Source organism: Bradyrhizobium sp. USDA 4532 (assembly GCF_024171315.1).
GTDB classification, from domain to species: Bacteria; Pseudomonadota; Alphaproteobacteria; order Rhizobiales; family Xanthobacteraceae; genus Bradyrhizobium; species Bradyrhizobium australafricanum.
The window spans coordinates 1,971,773-1,986,621 of record NZ_JALJZN010000001.1; the positions used below are offsets into that span (position 1 = coordinate 1,971,773).

Annotated in this window: 15 protein-coding genes; 2 read left to right on the forward strand and 13 right to left on the reverse strand. The window is 65.2% G+C overall.

What is annotated here, in order from left to right:
* Window positions 1-128: 128 nt before the first annotated feature.
* From J2R76_RS09570 to J2R76_RS09600, 7 genes are all read right to left on the reverse strand, one after another.
* The gene (locus J2R76_RS09570; protein WP_076831906.1) at window positions 129-686 is read right to left on the reverse strand and encodes a hypothetical protein; all 558 of its coding nucleotides are present in this window, start codon (window positions 684-686) and stop codon (window positions 129-131) included.
* A 37-nt stretch (window positions 687-723) separates the two neighbouring features.
* Window positions 724-1,380 carry a tetratricopeptide repeat protein gene (locus J2R76_RS09575; protein WP_028335134.1) on the reverse strand — a complete coding sequence of 219 codons (657 nt, stop codon included), beginning with the start codon at window positions 1,378-1,380 and terminating at the stop codon, window positions 724-726.
* A gap of 359 nt (window positions 1,381-1,739) precedes the next feature.
* Complete coding sequence (locus J2R76_RS09580) at window positions 1,740-3,338, reverse strand: class I adenylate-forming enzyme family protein (protein WP_076831903.1); 1,599 nt, start codon at window positions 3,336-3,338, stop codon at window positions 1,740-1,742.
* Window positions 3,339-3,348: 10 nt separating this feature from the next.
* Complete coding sequence (gene panB, locus J2R76_RS09585; protein ID WP_076831900.1) at window positions 3,349-4,170, reverse strand: 3-methyl-2-oxobutanoate hydroxymethyltransferase; 822 nt, start codon at window positions 4,168-4,170, stop codon at window positions 3,349-3,351.
* Window positions 4,171-4,172: 2 nt separating this feature from the next.
* Window positions 4,173-4,757 carry an NnrU family protein gene (locus J2R76_RS09590; protein WP_057019851.1) on the reverse strand — a complete coding sequence of 195 codons (585 nt, stop codon included), beginning with the start codon at window positions 4,755-4,757 and terminating at the stop codon, window positions 4,173-4,175.
* 192 nt (window positions 4,758-4,949) lie between these two features.
* On the reverse strand, window positions 4,950-5,561 hold the full coding sequence (locus J2R76_RS09595; protein ID WP_076831897.1) for a hypothetical protein: 612 nt from the start codon (window positions 5,559-5,561) through the stop codon (window positions 4,950-4,952).
* Between the two features lie 99 nt (window positions 5,562-5,660).
* Window positions 5,661-6,347, reverse strand: coding sequence for a TetR/AcrR family transcriptional regulator (locus tag J2R76_RS09600; RefSeq protein WP_076831895.1), 687 nt, complete (start codon window positions 6,345-6,347; stop codon window positions 5,661-5,663).
* 87 nt (window positions 6,348-6,434) lie between these two features.
* On the opposite strand from J2R76_RS09600, the gene J2R76_RS09605 reads away from it, so the two are divergent.
* On the forward strand, window positions 6,435-7,580 hold the full coding sequence (locus J2R76_RS09605; RefSeq protein WP_253587047.1) for an NAD(P)/FAD-dependent oxidoreductase: 1,146 nt from the start codon (window positions 6,435-6,437) through the stop codon (window positions 7,578-7,580).
* Window positions 7,581-7,643: 63 nt separating this feature from the next.
* Here the strand turns inward: J2R76_RS09605 and J2R76_RS09610 are convergent, their stop codons facing one another.
* Window positions 7,644-9,263, reverse strand: coding sequence for a peptide chain release factor 3 (locus tag J2R76_RS09610; protein WP_028335130.1), 1,620 nt, complete (start codon window positions 9,261-9,263; stop codon window positions 7,644-7,646).
* Window positions 9,264-9,416: 153 nt separating this feature from the next.
* Between J2R76_RS09610 and sugE the strand changes: the two genes are divergently transcribed.
* Window positions 9,417-9,731: a quaternary ammonium compound efflux SMR transporter SugE gene (gene sugE, locus J2R76_RS09615; protein WP_016839884.1), complete on the forward strand. Its 315-nt coding sequence runs from the start codon at window positions 9,417-9,419 to the stop codon at window positions 9,729-9,731.
* A 60-nt stretch (window positions 9,732-9,791) separates the two neighbouring features.
* Here the strand turns inward: sugE and J2R76_RS09620 are convergent, their stop codons facing one another.
* From J2R76_RS09620 to J2R76_RS09640, 5 genes are all read right to left on the reverse strand, one after another.
* Window positions 9,792-10,796, reverse strand: coding sequence for an inorganic phosphate transporter (locus J2R76_RS09620; protein ID WP_057019847.1), 1,005 nt, complete (start codon window positions 10,794-10,796; stop codon window positions 9,792-9,794).
* 99 nt (window positions 10,797-10,895) lie between these two features.
* A complete protein-coding gene (locus J2R76_RS09625; protein ID WP_057019846.1) occupies window positions 10,896-11,540 on the reverse strand; it encodes a DUF47 domain-containing protein in 645 nt (214 codons plus the stop codon).
* 145 nt (window positions 11,541-11,685) lie between these two features.
* Window positions 11,686-12,654, reverse strand: a complete 969-nt coding sequence (locus tag J2R76_RS09630; protein ID WP_057019845.1) for a branched-chain amino acid ABC transporter permease — start codon at window positions 12,652-12,654, stop codon at window positions 11,686-11,688.
* 1 nt (window position 12,655) lies between these two features.
* The gene (locus tag J2R76_RS09635) at window positions 12,656-13,519 is read right to left on the reverse strand and encodes a branched-chain amino acid ABC transporter permease (protein ID WP_016839880.1); all 864 of its coding nucleotides are present in this window, start codon (window positions 13,517-13,519) and stop codon (window positions 12,656-12,658) included.
* A 64-nt stretch (window positions 13,520-13,583) separates the two neighbouring features.
* A complete protein-coding gene (locus tag J2R76_RS09640) occupies window positions 13,584-14,813 on the reverse strand; it encodes an ABC transporter substrate-binding protein (protein ID WP_076831888.1) in 1,230 nt (409 codons plus the stop codon).
* Window positions 14,814-14,849 lie beyond the last annotated feature (36 nt).

Below are 14,849 nucleotides of genomic sequence, written 5' to 3' on the forward strand. Positions count from 1 at the left end.
CGCGCGTCAATGAATTGAATTAGGAGCCTAAAGCGCGATGAGATCGGATTGAATCGTCATCGCGCCTTAGATTCTTGTTTTAGCATGATCTTTTCGGAAAACCGCTTCGCACTTTTCCGGATCATGCTCTAGCGGCTAAATCCGCCGCTCGGTAGCGGTGCGGGGAAGGCGCCGCCGGATTGTTGCGTGGTCTGGGTCTGCTGGGCCGGCGCCGCGGGCTGTGCCTGCTGGTCGTCGGCGGGCGGCGCGGTGGTGCGGCGGCGGACGATCTTCTTCGGCTTCGGCTCCGGCGGCAGCGCGGCGGGCGCGCCCTCCTCGGCTGCGGCATCGGGAGCAGCCGCTTGATCTGCGGCCGGCGCTGCCCTGCCCTTGGCGTGCTTCTTGGCGCCCTTCGGCGGCTCGGGCGGCGGGGCCGGCTGGGCGGCAGCGGCTGCCGCGGCGTTCTGCTGATCGAGCTGTTCCTGCTGCGAGCCCTTGTACAATTCCTTCGGCACACCCTGCTCGAGGCCGGGCACGCCTTCGGGGAATACCGGCTTGCGGTCGCCGGCCAGCTTCTTCTTGGTGTCAAGGAAGTCGAGCAGGTCGCTCGGATCGAAATTGGACATGCCGCCACCGCCGCACCCCGCCAGCACGCTGCAAAGCGCTGTCAGAACTGCGGCTGCGATCAGGCGTTGCGAGCGGCGCATGGTCGATCTCTCACTCAAACTCGGGTTTCGCGCCAAGTCAGCTCTTCGCGACCGGCGGCAACAAGGCCTGCAGCGCTTCGGCACGCGAGCGCAGGCTCGGCGGCGTCTCACCGTCATTGGCAATCTGGTCGAGCCACTGCCGCGCGGCGGTGGCATCGTTGGCGCGCCAGGCCGACAGCGCCAGCAGCTCGCGGGCGGAGTGACGGAACGTCGAGTCCTTCGCCGTTGCCGTGGCCTCGAGCCGTTGCAGCATGTTCGGATAGGTGGTGGTTTCCATCGCGAGCTGCGCGGCGCGGATCCGCGCCAGGTCCTGCTCGGGACCGCCGACGCTGCGGTCGGCTGCGATCTCGTCATAGAGCTTCGCGGCAGCCGGCTGATCGCGGGTCGCGACCTCGGCGGCCATGCGCAGCCGCGCCAGATTGCGGTAGCCGGACGGTGCCTTGGTGATGAGAGCGGCGAACGCAGCCTCGGCCTCGGCGTGCTTGTTCTGATCGGACAATTCGACGGCACGGTCGAACGCCGCACCGGCCTCGGCGGCCTTCTTGGCCTCAAGATACTGGTAGCCGCGCCAGCCACCGACGCCCGCAACGATCAGGATCGCCAGGGCGATGATAAAGAGCGAGTACTTGTCCCACAGCTTCTTGAGCTGATCGCGACGGACTTCCTCGTCGACTTCGTCAAATAATTCAGACACTTAAGGCTATCCCATCCCCTCGGGACCGCTGCTATCGGTGGGGCCCAGCCCTACCCGATCCCCACATCGCGGCGGCGTTACCCTAATGGTGTGGCGGAGGCAAGGCAAAGCGAGGCGGATCAAAGCGTTAACGGGGGACGTTTGCGACTGGCCGCAACGGCGGCGGGCTCCCTCTCCCGCTTGCGGGGGAGGGTCGGGGTGGGGTGTCTCCACGAGTCGGATCAGTGAGAAAGTCCTTGTGCGGACAAAGCCCCCACGCGCCGCGCTGCGCGCGTTGACCTAAGAGCGAGCTTCGAGCGTCTCGACCCCCGCAAGCGGGAGCGGTGCACCGAATTCGCGGATGGTACGTCCACGCCTCGCTACGCGCCTATCGCGGACAGGCTCTCCCTGATCTGGCGCTTGATCACCTTGCCGTTGGCGTTGCGCGGCAGCGGCTCTGATGTCAGCGCCATGGTCTCCGGCACCTTGTAGTCCGAGAGCCGCTCGGCGCACCAGGCGCGCAGGCTCTCCGCATTCACGTCCGTGCGGGTCACGATCACGGCGTGCACGCGCTCGCCGAGCACCGGGCACGGCTTGGCGATGATCGCGCTCTCGACCACGGCGGGATGGCCGGCCAGAACAGACTCGACCTCGGCGGAATAGATCTTCAGGCCGCCGCGATTGATCATGTCCTTCTGGCGATCGAACACGTGGACGAAGTTTGCCGCGTCGATCGAACCGAGATCGCCGGAATGCCAGAAGCCGGCGGTGAAACTCTCCACGGTCGCCTTCGGATTGTTCCAGTAGCCCTTGATGACCGAGGCGCTGCGGATCCAGAGCTCGCCGATCTCGCCGCGCGGCAGTTCGCGGCCGTCAGCGCCCATCACGATGATCTCGGCGCCGGGGCACGGCAGGCCGACGCTGTCGATATGGGCGGCGGTCAGTTCGCCCGGCATCAGCGTCGAGGGCGACGTGGTCTCGGTCGCGCCGTAGCAATTCGCAAGCTTCAGCCCGGGAATCTTGGCGTCGAGTTTTTCGATGGTCGCGACCGGCATCGGCGCGCCGCCGAAGCCGCCGATCCGCCAGCTCGACAGATCGTAGCTGTCGAAGTCCGGCTGCATCAGGCAGAGATTGTACATCGCCGGCACCATCACCGTGTAGCTGACGCGCTCGCGCGCCGCGACCTTCAGATATTCCGAGGCCTTGAACTCCGGCATGATGATCAGCGCGCCGGCGCAGCGTGCCATGGTGGTGATGTTGGCGACCGCGCCGGTAACATGCGCGAGCGGCACCGCGGCGATCGAGCGATCCGACTTGGTCAGCTTCAGGCACGACACGAACACCATCGAGGAGTGGATGATGTTGCAATGGGCGAGCATGGCGCCCTTCGGCCGGCCCGTGGTGCCCGAGGTGTAGAGGATCATCGCGGTGTCCTCTTCCCTCACCTGTGCCGGCGCCTGGGCCGCAGCGTTGTCGGCGAGACCGGCGAATTGCGACGCGCCGTCGTCGCTGACCGAGATGCGATGCTTGAGGCCGGGAACATCGGCCGCATCAGGGATGCGGTCGGCGAGCGTGGCCTCATGGACCAGAAGCGTCGCGCCGCAATCGTTCAGCACATAGGCGATCTCGGGCTTCTGCTGGCGCGTCGAGAGCAGCACCGTGACCAACCCGGCATGCGCGGCGGCGAACATCGTCTGCACGAATTCGATGCGGTTGCCGAGCAGGATCGCGACGCGGTCGCCGGGCGCAAGGCCGAGTCTTGCAAAGCCCGCCGCGACCTTGGCCGATTTCTCCGCGACCTCGCGCCAGCTCAGGCGCGTCGCGCCGCAGACCAGCGCCTCGCCGTCGCCGTTCTGCGCAACGGCGTCCGCGATCATCGCCCAAAGGCTGCCGGGCCGCTCCGGGAAAGCCGGCACGACGCGGTCGCCGAACCGCGGCTCGAGCCGCATCGGCGGAATTGCGTGCTGCGACCAGTCCATGCGCGCCCGGTCAGCTCTTCTTCATGCCGTAGACGTGCTCCGGCCCCGGGAAGGCGCGGCTCTTCACGTCGCGCGCATAGCCGGCGATCGCCTCCTCGATCATCGGCCCGAGATTGCCGTAGCGGCGCACGAATTTCGGCGACCGCGGCGACAGGCCGAGCATGTCCTCCAGCACCAGCACCTGGCCGTCGCAGGCAGCGCTGGCGCCGATGCCGATGGTCGGCACGGCGATCGACTGCGTGATCTTGCGCGCCAGCGGCTCGGCGACCGCCTCGACCACGATCGAGAACGCGCCCGCCTCCGCGATCGCCCTGGCGTCGTTCTCGATCGGCGCCCAGGTCTCTTCCTCGCGGCCCTGCGCGCGGAACGAGCCAAGCGTGTTGATCGACTGCGGCGTCAGACCGATATGGCCCATCACCGGAATGCCGCGCTCGGACAGGAACGCCACCGTCTCCGCCATCCGCGCGCCGCCCTCGAGCTTGACCGCGCCGCACAGCGTCTCCTTCATGATCCGCACCGCGGATTGAAACGCCTGCTCCTTCGAACCCTCATAGGAGCCGAACGGCATGTCCACCACGACGAGCGCAGCTTGCGAGCCGCGCATCACCGCGCGGCCTTGCAGGATCATCATGTCGAGCGTGACCGGCACCGTGGTCTCGAAGCCATGCATGACGTTGCCGAGGGAATCGCCGACCAGGATGGCGTCGCAATGACGGTCGACCAGCGCCGCGGTGTGCGCATGATAGGACGTCAGCATCACGATCGGCTCGCCGTTCTTGCGGGCGCGCAGATCGGGCGCGGTCTTGCGCTTGATGGCGGATTGAACAGACATAGTCAGGCTCCCATGACAGGCACGCCGATCACGACCGGGTGGAACGCAAACGCCAGCGCCAGATAGACGATGACACCGACCGCGATCGCGATCAGGTCGTTGGTTGGGCCGCCCACCGGAATCGGCGGCGCGCCGGCATCCGTGCGGCGCTTCAGCGAGATGCGGTCATAGACCGCCCAGCCGAGAAACGAGCCGAACAGGATGATCGAGCCGAGGTCGCCGTTGGCGAGCAGATGCGCGAACGCCCACAGCTTCACGCCGGCGAGCATCGGATGCTTCAGCGTGGTGTAGATGCGGCCGCGGATATAGGAGGCGACGACGAGGATGACGGCGGGCAGCATCAGCGCGACCGTGATGTGCTTGAGCGCCGTCGGCGGGGTCCAGACGTCGATCCATCCGCTCGCGCGATAATGCGCAAAGCCCCAGATGATCAGCACGAGCCCGGCCGCGGAGGCGAGCGAATAGGCGATCTTGTAGCCGCCCTCGCCCATCGCCTTGATCAGGCCGGCGCGCATCTCGCGCAGGCTTGACAGCACATGGACGCCGAGGAACAGCACGAGACCCAGGATCATGACGAGCAGTCCCACGATGTTCCTCCCCTGATCGAACTAATGCCTTCGCGTATCACCTTCGCCGGGCGGGTGGCAATGCGTCACGCCACGACTCCGTCATTCCGGGATGGCCCGCAGGGCCGGACCCGGAATCTCGAGGTTGCCGGGCGCGCAAGCCAATCCCGGGATTCCGGGTTCGCGCTTCCAGCGCGCCCGGAATGACGTGTCTCACGGCTTGTTGGCCGATTTGGCCAGCTCCCGGTTGTCGACATAGCGGATCATGATCGGCCGGCCGGCCAGCGCGCCGCCCAATCCGCCGGTGAATTTCAGCGGCAGGCAGGCATCCAGCGAGGCGTTGATCGCATGGAGGTAGGTGGTGCGGGTGTCGGCCGGGATGCCCCGCGTCGAAAACGTCAGGCGCGGCGCGCCGATCATCTCGCCCGATCGTTTGAAGCTGAATCGCACCGACATCTGCATGCCCGCGCGCGCGTCGTCCGGCGGTGGCGGCGCCCAGCAGGCGCGCAGCGCGGCGAACAGATCGCCGATGGTATTGAGATCATGATCCGGCTTGCGGTACTTCTCGGCCTGATCCTGCGGTGGCACGGTCAGGATCGTGAGCTGGAGATTTTCGCCGTACGGATAATCCATCTCGGGCAGGCATGGCCCGTGGTTGAACACGCTGCAATAGGACGGGATGCAAGGCCCTTCGTCGAGCACGCTGCAAGGCGTGTGTGCGAAGGGCGCCGGGTTGGTTTGTTGCCGCTGCTGCGCAGAGGCCGCGCTCGCGAGCGCAAAGGCCGGCACGGCAAAAGCGAGGCAGATGGCGACGCGTCGGAGCATGCAGGCGGACCCGGATTGCACTCCGGAGAAAATGGGTCCGCGGCCGGACCGCATCAAGCGGGGCGGCGTTCAATTCCTCGCGCTTGTCAATACTAAAACCTAGGTTCGGCCGGTTCGTGTCCCCTTGATACCGGCGAGGATGAGATCGATGCCGGCGAGATAGTCGACACGGTCGTCGTGGTCCCGCATCGCGCCGGCCACGCTGCGTGCAAACGGGTAGTCGCTTGCGTCGAGCGCGGACCAGTCGGTCGCCACCGCATCCAGGAAGCTCGATCGGTCCAGGCCATGCGTCCGCGCGAACTGCGCGTTGGCTGCGTTCTGGCCACCGACGCCAAGGATGTAGTTCAGCAGGACCGAGACGATCGTCCACTGCGTGTCGGCAGCCACGCCAAGCGCGTGAACCTGCTGGCCGATGCATTCCAGAACGCGCACGGTCGGCAACTGCCCGGCAGCACGGATCAGCGCTGTCCCGACCCACGCATGCGCCTCCATTGCGTCGAACATGCCGAGCGCAAGGGCGCGAATGGTGGCCTTCGGCGATCCGCTGACCGCGTGCGCATCCACCACGCGCGAGACAATGGCGTCGCAGGCGGCGACCAGCAGATCACTCTTGTTGGCGATATGCCAGTAGATCGCGCCGGGACCGGTCGCGAGCCGTTCGGACAGGGCGCGGAACGTCAGCCCCTCCTCGCCGCTCTCGTCCAGGAGTTCGATCGAAGCCTCGATGATGCGATCCCGCGAGAGCGAGTCCTCGCGTCGCTGGCCGCTGCGCGCCTTCTTGACCATGCCGCATCTTGACACGTCTGGAACGGCATTCCAAGTATATGGAACGACGTTCCATAACTCTCAGTCTCCGCGCCGGAAGGACTCCGCATGAAATCTCCCGTCACGATCGTCGGTGCCGGCCTCGGCGGCCTGACGCTTGCCCGCGTCCTCCACGTCCACGGGATCGCAGCGATCGTCTACGAAGCGGAAGCCTCCGCAGAGGCACGAACGCAGGGCGGCATGCTCGATATCCATGAGCACAACGGCCAACGCGCGCTGAAGGCCGCAGGCCTCTTTGAGGAGTTCCGCGAGCTGATCCACCCCGGCGGCCAGGAAACCCGCGCGCTCGATACCCAAGGCAATGTCCTGCTGCATCATCCGGATGACGGCACGGGCGGGCGCCCCGAGGTACCCCGAGGCGAGCTACGTCGGATCCTGCTCAACTCGCTGCCCGAGGGCACGGTGCATTGGGGATCTAAGGTCACCGCGGCCACTCCGCTCGGCGGTGGAAGGTACCTATTGAGCTTTGCCGACGGCACGACGGTGACGACTGAGCTTCTGGTCGGCGCCGACGGTGCCTGGTCGCGCGTGCGATCGCTTCTCTCCGCAGACAAGCCGACTTATGTCGGCACTTCGTTCATCGAGACATATCTGTTCGACGCCGATGTCCGTCACCGAGCGAGCGCGGAAGCGGTTGGCGGCGGCGCGATGTTCGCGCTGGCGCCGGGAAAGGGCATCGCCGCGCATCGTGAGCCGAACGGCGTGCTGCACACCTATGTGGCGCTGACCAAGCCTGAGGAATGGTTTGCCAACCTCGACTTCTCCAACCCTGCGAGCGCCCTCGCCCGCGTCGCCGAGGAATTCGATGGCTGGGCCCGGGCGCTGACCGCGCTGATCACCGATGGCGAGACGGCGCCGGTGCTGCGCCTCATCCATGCGCTTCCGGTCGCACATCAATGGGACCACGTGCCCGGCGTCACGCTGCTCGGCGATGCAGCGCATCTGATGGTTCCATCGGGCGAAGGCGCCAATCTCGCAATGTACGACGGTGCCGAACTCGGCGCGGCGATCGCTGCCAACCCAGGTGACGTCGAGGCCGCGCTCGCCGCCTATGAAAAGGACCTGTTTCCCCGCAGCGCGTCCGAAGCGGCTGATGCGGAGGAGCTCCTCGAGTTGTGCTACGGCGCTAACGCGCCGCAGAGCCTGATCGACTTTTTCGGCAGTCACCTCCCCGCCGAGAACCGTAGCGAGTAACGGAGAAGCCGCCGCGTACAGGGTCCCCCGCCTTCCCGGGGGACGACACCAGAGCGAGCGCCACTACGCCTTCTTCTTCACGTCCTTGACGTTGGAGAAGGTGATGCCCTCGGCGCGCTCGCGGGTGTAGCCGAGATAGAACTCGTTCTTAGCCATGAACACGGGATCACCGTCGACATCGTCGGCGATGCCGGAATTGTTGGCGGAGATGAAGGCGTCAAGCTGCTTGCGGTCGTCGGACGATATCCAGCGCGCCAACGAGAATTCAGAGATCTCGAACTCGACCGGCAGCGAATATTCCGCATCGAGCCGCGCCTTCAGCACATCGAGCTGCAGCGGGCCGACCACGCCGACCAGCGCGGGCGCGCCGTCGCGCGGGCGGAACACCTGCACGACGCCCTCCTCCGACATCTGCTGCAAGGCTTCCTTCAGCTTCTTCGCCTTCATCGCATCGGTCAGCCGGACGCGGCGGACGATTTCCGGCGCGAAGCTCGGCACGCCGACGAAGGTCAGATCCTCGCCCTCGGTCAGGGTGTCGCCGATCCTGAGCGTGCCGTGGTTCGGAATGCCGACGACGTCGCCGGCAAAGGCCTCGTCGGCGACCGAGCGGTCCTGCGCGAAGAAGAACTGCGGGCTCGACAGGCTCATGTTCTTGCCGGTGCGTACCAGCTTGGCCTTCATGCCGCGGCTGAGCTTGCCCGAGCACAGCCGGGCGAAGGCGATGCGGTCGCGGTGGTTCGGATCCATGTTGGCCTGGATCTTGAACACGAACGCGCTCATGCGCGGCTCCGATGCCTCGACCTTGCGCAAATCCGAGTCCTGCGCGCGCGGCGCCGGCGCGAACTTGCCGAGGCCTTCGAGCAAATCGCCGACGCCGAAATTGCGCAGCGCGCTGCCGAAATAGACCGGCGTCAGGTGGCCCTCGCGGAACGCCGCGAGCTCGAACGGCTTGCAGGCTTCCGAGGCCAGCGCGAGCTCGTCCTTGACCTCGGCGACGTCGAGATTGGGATTGCGCTTGCCGAGATCGGCGATGTCGATCTGCTCGGTGGCGCCGGTCTTGGCGCCGCCGCCCTCCAGCAGCCGCACGCCGCCATTGACGACGTCATAGGTGCCGAGGAAGTCGCGGCCACGGCCGACCGGCCAGGTCATCGGGGTCGTGTCGAGCGCCAGCGTCTTCTCGATCTCGTCCAGAAGCTCGAACGTGTCGCGGCTCTCGCGGTCCATCTTGTTAATGAAGGTGATGATCGGGATGTCACGCAGCCGGCACACCTCGAACAGCTTTCGCGTGCGCGCCTCGATGCCTTTCGCCGCGTCGATCACCATCACAGCGGAATCGACCGCGGTCAGCGTGCGATAGGTATCTTCCGAAAAGTCCTCGTGGCCCGGCGTGTCCAAGAGGTTGAACACGAGGTCGTTGAACTCGAAGGTCATCACCGAGGTGACGACCGAGATGCCGCGCTCGCGCTCGATCTTCATCCAGTCCGAGCGCGTGTTGCGCCGCTCGCCCTTGGCCTTGACCTGGCCCGCGAGATTGATGGCGCCCCCGAACAGCAGCAGCTTTTCCGTCAGCGTGGTCTTGCCGGCGTCCGGGTGCGAGATGATCGCAAAGGTACGCCGTCGCGCCACTTCCTCTGAAAGCGGCGAGCGGGACGGCGATTCGGCTGAAACTGAAATGTCGGACATGGCGGGGCATTTGGCAGGGAAAACGGGCGCAATCAAGGGCGTTTTGTCGCAATGCGGAACGCCCGCACCATCCCCATATGGGCACCGGAAGGACGACCTTCTCCTCACCATACCATTCGCGGGGACGACCCTGCCTTATCTGGAGGGTTCGTGATGGCTTGGACCATTCTGTTCACCGCTGGCCTGCTCGAGATCGGCTGGGCGATCGGGCTGAAATATACCGAAGGTTTCTCGCGGCTGGTGCCGTCGGTGCTGACGCTGGCGGCGATGGCCGGCAGCGTGATCCTGCTCGGCCTCGCGCTGAAGACGCTGCCGATTGGAACCGCCTATGCGGTCTGGACCGGGATCGGCGCGGTCGGCACCGCGGCGCTCGGCATCATCCTGCTCGGCGAACCCGCGACCGCGATGCGGCTTGCCAGCATCGGACTGATCGTTGCCGGCATCGTCGGGCTGAAGCTGGTCGGCTGATTACTCCTTTTTGGGACGCATTTTCTTAACGCGAACCGGCTTCCACTTCGCTCGAAAACGCTACTTCAGAATCTGCACCGCCCAATAGCTCGCGGCAGCGACCGCGGCCGACGCCGGGATCGTGATCACCCAGGCGTAGACGATCGAGCTCGCCACATTCCAGCGCACGGCGGAAAGCCGCCGTGCGGCGCCGACGCCGACGATGGCGCCCGTGATGGTGTGCGTGGTCGATACGGGAACCCCGAGATAGGTCGCCATGAACAGCGTCACGGCGCCGCCGGTTTCGGCGCAGAAACCCTGCATCGGCGTCAGCTTGGTGATCCGCAGCCCCATGGTGCGGACGATCCGCCAGCCGCCCATCAGGGTACCCAGCGCCATCGCGCCCTGGCAGGCCAGCACCACCCAGAACGGAATTTCGAAGGTGTCGCCGAGATGGCCCTGCGAATAGAGCAGCACGGCGATGATGCCCATGGTCTTTTGCGCGTCGTTGCCGCCATGGCCGAGCGAATAGAGCGACGCCGAGGCGAATTGCAGGATGCGGAATGCGCGATCGACCGCGAACGGCGTCGAGCGCACCGAGAGCCAGGACACGATCGCGACCAGCACCAGCGCCAGCAGGAAGCCGACCAGCGGCGACAGCACGATCGCGAGCAAGGTCTTGGAGAGCCCGCTCCACACCGCCGCCGAAATCCCCGCCTTCGCCATGCCGGCGCCGACCAGGCCGCCGATCAGCGCGTGCGAGCTCGACGACGGAATGCCCAGCGCCCAGGTGATCACGTTCCAGACGATCGCGCCGACCAATGCTGCGAAGATCACGGTCGCATCCACCACCGACGGCTCGATGATCCCGGTGCCGATCGTGTTGGCAACGTGCAGGCCGAACACCAGGAACGCGAGGAAGTTGAAGAACGCCGCCCAGAACACCGCATATTGCGGCCGCAGCACGCGGGTCGAGACGATGGTCGCAATCGAGTTCGCGGCGTCGTGCAGGCCGTTCAGGAAGTCGAACAGCAGCGCGACCGCGATCAGGATGGTCAGAATTGGAAGACCCAGCGTGGCGTCCACGTGATGCCCCACTCTATTGTGCTTTGTTGAGCATGACCGCCGCGCAAACGCTTCGCGTTTGTCGCAGGGAAAACCGCATCACACTTTTCCGGATCATGCTCAGACTTGCTCGATCACGATCGAGTTGATCTCGTTCGCCACGTCGTCGAAACGGTCGGCCACTTTCTCGAGATGGTCGTAGATCTCCGCGCCGACGATGTAGTCCATCGTGTTGGCGTCGCGGTGCTTCAGGAACAGCTCCTTGAGCCCGATATCCTGGAGATCGTCGACCCGGCCCTCGAGCTTGGTCAGTTCCTCGGTGATCTGGGTCAGCATCGAGACGTTGTGGCCGATCGACTGCAACAGGGGCAGCGCGCGGCCGACCAGATTGGCGCATTCGACGATCAGGCCGCCCATCTCGCGCATCGGCGGCTCGAACTCGCGCACCTCGAACAGCATGACCGCCTTTGCGGTCGCCTGCATCTGGTCGACCGCGTCGTCCATCGAGGTGATCAGGTTCTTGATATCGCCACGATCGAACGGGGTGATGAAGGTGCGGCGAACCGCGGTCAGGACCTCGCGGGTGACGCTATCGGCGTCGTTCTCGAACTGATTGACGCGCTGGCAAAAGACCGGAGTCTCCTCCCCGCCCTTCAGCATGTCCTGCAACGCCAATGCGCATTGCACGGAGGTCCGGGCGTGTCGGGCGAACAGGTCGAAAAACCGCTCTTCCTTGGGCAGGAAGGCGCGAAACCAGCGCAGCATGTCTCAGTTCCATCATTCCGGGACAGCCCTTTTAGCGACTGTCACAGAACTGTCATAGAGCATCTGGCGGGGAAAGCATCGGGATCGACCGCCCGAGCGGGCGGTCGTCCACCGCTATGTCGGCCGAAAGTCGCCGGGACCTGCCCTACAGCGACCGCCGCAACAAATGGGCCAGCTCACCGACCAGGCCACGCCGGAACAGCAGCACGCAGGCCACGAAGATCACGCCCTGGATCACCGTCACCCACTGGCCGAAACCGGCGAGATATTGCTGCATGGCGATGATCACGAAGGCGCCGACCACCGGGCCGAAGATGGTGCCGAGACCGCCGACCAGCGTCATGAGCACGATTTCACCGGACATCGACCAGTGCACGTCGGTGAGCGAGGCATTCTGCGCCACGAACACCTTCAGCGAGCCGGCAAAGCCCGCCAGCGTGCCCGACAGGATGAAGGCGAGCAGCTTGTACTGGTCGGTCTTGTAGCCAAGCGAAATCGCCCGCGGCTCGTTTTCGCGGATCGACTTCAGCACCTCGCCGAACGGCGAGTTGATGGTGCGGTAGATCAGCAGGAACCCGGCGAGGAAGCCGACCAGCACGACATAGTAAAGCACCAGCGGCTTCGAGAGATCGAAGATGCCGAGCAGGTGGCCTTGCGGAATGCCCTGGATGCCGTCTTCACCATGGGTGAACGGCGCCTGCAAATAGAGGAAGTAAAGCAGCTGCGACAGCGCCAGCGTGATCATCGAGAAATAGATGCCCTGCCGCTTGATCGAGATGTAGCCGGTGACCAGGCCGAGCAAGGCCGCGGCCGCGGTGCCGACCAGGATGCCGAGCTCCGGCGTCAGCCCCCACACCTTCAGCGCGTGGGCCGAGACGTAGCCGGCGGTGCCGAGGAACATCGCGTGGCCGAACGACAGCAGGCCGCCATAGCCGATCAGGAGGTTGAAGGCGCAGGCGAGCAGCGCGAAGCACAGCGCCTGCATGACGAAGAACGGATAGATCCCCGTCCACGGCACGATCGCCAGCAGCAGCGCCATCGCGGCGAATACGATCATCTCGTCGCGCATCGCGCGCGGCGTGATCGGAAGTGTATCGTCGGTCAATGCTGACATATCAAGCCGCCCGTCCCGTCAGTCCCGTTGGCTTCACCAGCAACACCACCACCATCAGGACAAACACCACGGTGTTGGAGGCCTCGGGATAAAAATACTTGGTCAGTCCCTCGATCACGCCGAGCGCGAAGCCGGTGATGATCGAGCCCATGATCGAGCCCATGCCGCCGATCACGACCACCGCGAACACCACGATGATGAGATCGGCGCCCATCAGCGGGCGGACCTGGTTGATCGGCGCCGACAGCACGCCGGCAAGCGCGGCAAGACCGACGCCGAGCCCGTAGGTCAGCGTGATCATGCGCGGCACGTTGATGCCGAACGCGCGCACCAGCGTCGGGTTCTCGGTCGCGGCGCGCAGGTAGGCGCCGAGCTGCGTCTTCTCGATCAGGAACCAGGTGGCAAGGCACACCACGAGCGAGAAGATGACGACCCAGCCGCGATAGATCGGCAGGAACATGAAGCCGAGATTGACGCCGCCCTTGAGCTGATCCGGGATCGAGTAAGGCAGGCCCGAGGACCCGAAATAGTTCTGGAACACGCCCTGCACGATCAGCGCGATGCCGAAGGTCAGCAGCAATCCGTAGAGATGATCGAGGCCGGTCAGCCATTGCAGCATGGTCCGCTCGAGGATCATGCCGAAGATGCCGACCACGACGGGTGCGATGATCAGCGCCCACCAGTAATTGATGCCGCCCAGGTTGAGCAGGAAATACGCCACGAAGGCGCCCATCATGTATAGCGCGCCATGCGCGAAATTGATGATGTTGAGCATGCCGAAGATGACGGCGAGCCCCAGACTGAGCAGCGCGTAGAACGAGCCGTTGATCAGTCCCACCAGAAGCTGTGCGTACAGAGCCTGCATCGAATGAGCTTTCGCTAGATAGATGAAGCCCGCCGGCCACGCGCATGGCCGGCGGGCATGATCGTCACTTCTTCAGAAGCGCGCAGGCGCTCTTGTCGAGCGGCGTGAAGGCCTGGTTGCCCGGCACGGTGCCGACCAGCTTGTAGAAGTCCCACGGTCCCTTGGACTCCGAGGGCTTCTTCACTTCGAACAGATAGGCATCGTGGGTGACGCGGCCGTTGGCCTCGACCTCGCCCTTGCCGAACAGCGGATCGTCGGTCGGGATCGTCTTCATCTTCGCGACCACCTTGGCGCCGTCATGCGGATTGCCACCGAGCGCTTCCAGCGCCTTGAAGTAATGCATGAGGCCCGCATAGACGCCGGCCTGCACCATGGTCGGGGGCGCGCTGTTCTTCATCCGGTCCGAGAAGCGCTTGGAGAAGGCACGGGTCTTGTCGTTGAGGTCCCAGTAGAACGTCTCGGTGAAGTTGAGGCCCTGCGCGGTCTCGAGCCCGATCGCCTTGACGTCGGTGAGGAACAGCAGCAGCGCCGCGAGCTTCTGGCCGCCCTTGACGATGCCGAACTCGGCCGCCTGCTTGATGGAGTTGGTGGTGTCGCCGCCGGCATTGGCGAGGCCGATGATCTTGGCCTTGGAAGCCTGCGCCTGCAGCAGGAAGGAGGAGAAGTCAGCGGTGTTGAGCGGATGCTTGACGCCGCCGACCACCTTGCCGCCATTGGCGGTGACGACGGATGTGGTGTCGCGCTCGAGCGCGGCGCCGAACGCGTAATCCGCGGTGAGGAAGAACCAGGTGTCCCCGCCCGCCTTCACCAGCGCCTGGCCGGTGGCGTGGGCGAGCATGTAGGTGTCGTAGGTCCAGTGCACGGTATTCGGCGAGCACTGCGCGTTGGTGAGATCCGAGGTGGCGGCGCCTGAATTGATGTAGACGCCGTTCTTTTCCTTCACGACGTTGTTGACCGCGAGCGCGACGCCGGAATTCGGCACGTCGACGATGGTGTCGACCTTGTCGACGTCGAACCACTGGCGGGCGATGGTGGTGCCGATATCGGGCTTGTTCTGGTGATCGCCGGAGATCAGGTCGATGGTCCAGCCCTTGGCCTTGAGGCCGGAGTCCTCGATCGCCATCTGCGCCGCCAGCGTCGAGCCGGGGCCGGCGAGATCCGCGTAGAGGCCGGACTGGTCCGACAGCGCGCCGATCTTGACCGCCTTGTCGAGCTTTTCCTGGGCGGAGGCGACGCTTGCGGCGGACAGCACCATCGCGGTGCCGAGCAAGAGCGCCGAAATCTTGTTCTTCATGTCGTATTCCCTCGTCCTAAATTTTCTGGTTCTGGC

What these genes read in the sequence shown, in the direction of transcription:
- J2R76_RS09625 (WP_057019846.1), bottom strand. Translation starts at nt 11,540, where the DNA reads ATGCTGCGCTGGTTTCGCGCCTTCCTGCCCAAGGAAGAGCGGTTTTTC.
- J2R76_RS09640 (WP_076831888.1), bottom strand. Translation starts at nt 14,813, where the DNA reads ATGAAGAACAAGATTTCGGCGCTCTTGCTCGGCACCGCGATGGTGCTG.
- J2R76_RS09580 (WP_076831903.1), bottom strand. Translation starts at nt 3,338, where the DNA reads ATGGACTGGTCGCAGCACGCAATTCCGCCGATGCGGCTCGAGCCGCGG.
- J2R76_RS09600 (WP_076831895.1), bottom strand. Translation starts at nt 6,347, where the DNA reads ATGGTCAAGAAGGCGCGCAGCGGCCAGCGACGCGAGGACTCGCTCTCG.
- J2R76_RS09610 (WP_028335130.1), bottom strand. Translation starts at nt 9,263, where the DNA reads ATGTCCGACATTTCAGTTTCAGCCGAATCGCCGTCCCGCTCGCCGCTT.
- J2R76_RS09570 (WP_076831906.1), bottom strand. Translation starts at nt 686, where the DNA reads ATGCGCCGCTCGCAACGCCTGATCGCAGCCGCAGTTCTGACAGCGCTT.
- J2R76_RS09635 (WP_016839880.1), bottom strand. Translation starts at nt 13,519, where the DNA reads ATGCAGGCTCTGTACGCACAGCTTCTGGTGGGACTGATCAACGGCTCG.
- J2R76_RS09595 (WP_076831897.1), bottom strand. Translation starts at nt 5,561, where the DNA reads ATGCTCCGACGCGTCGCCATCTGCCTCGCTTTTGCCGTGCCGGCCTTT.
- panB (WP_076831900.1), bottom strand. Translation starts at nt 4,170, where the DNA reads ATGTCTGTTCAATCCGCCATCAAGCGCAAGACCGCGCCCGATCTGCGC.
- J2R76_RS09630 (WP_057019845.1), bottom strand. Translation starts at nt 12,654, where the DNA reads ATGTCAGCATTGACCGACGATACACTTCCGATCACGCCGCGCGCGATG.
- sugE (WP_016839884.1), top strand. Translation starts at nt 9,417, where the DNA reads ATGGCTTGGACCATTCTGTTCACCGCTGGCCTGCTCGAGATCGGCTGG.
- J2R76_RS09605 (WP_253587047.1), top strand. Translation starts at nt 6,435, where the DNA reads ATGAAATCTCCCGTCACGATCGTCGGTGCCGGCCTCGGCGGCCTGACG.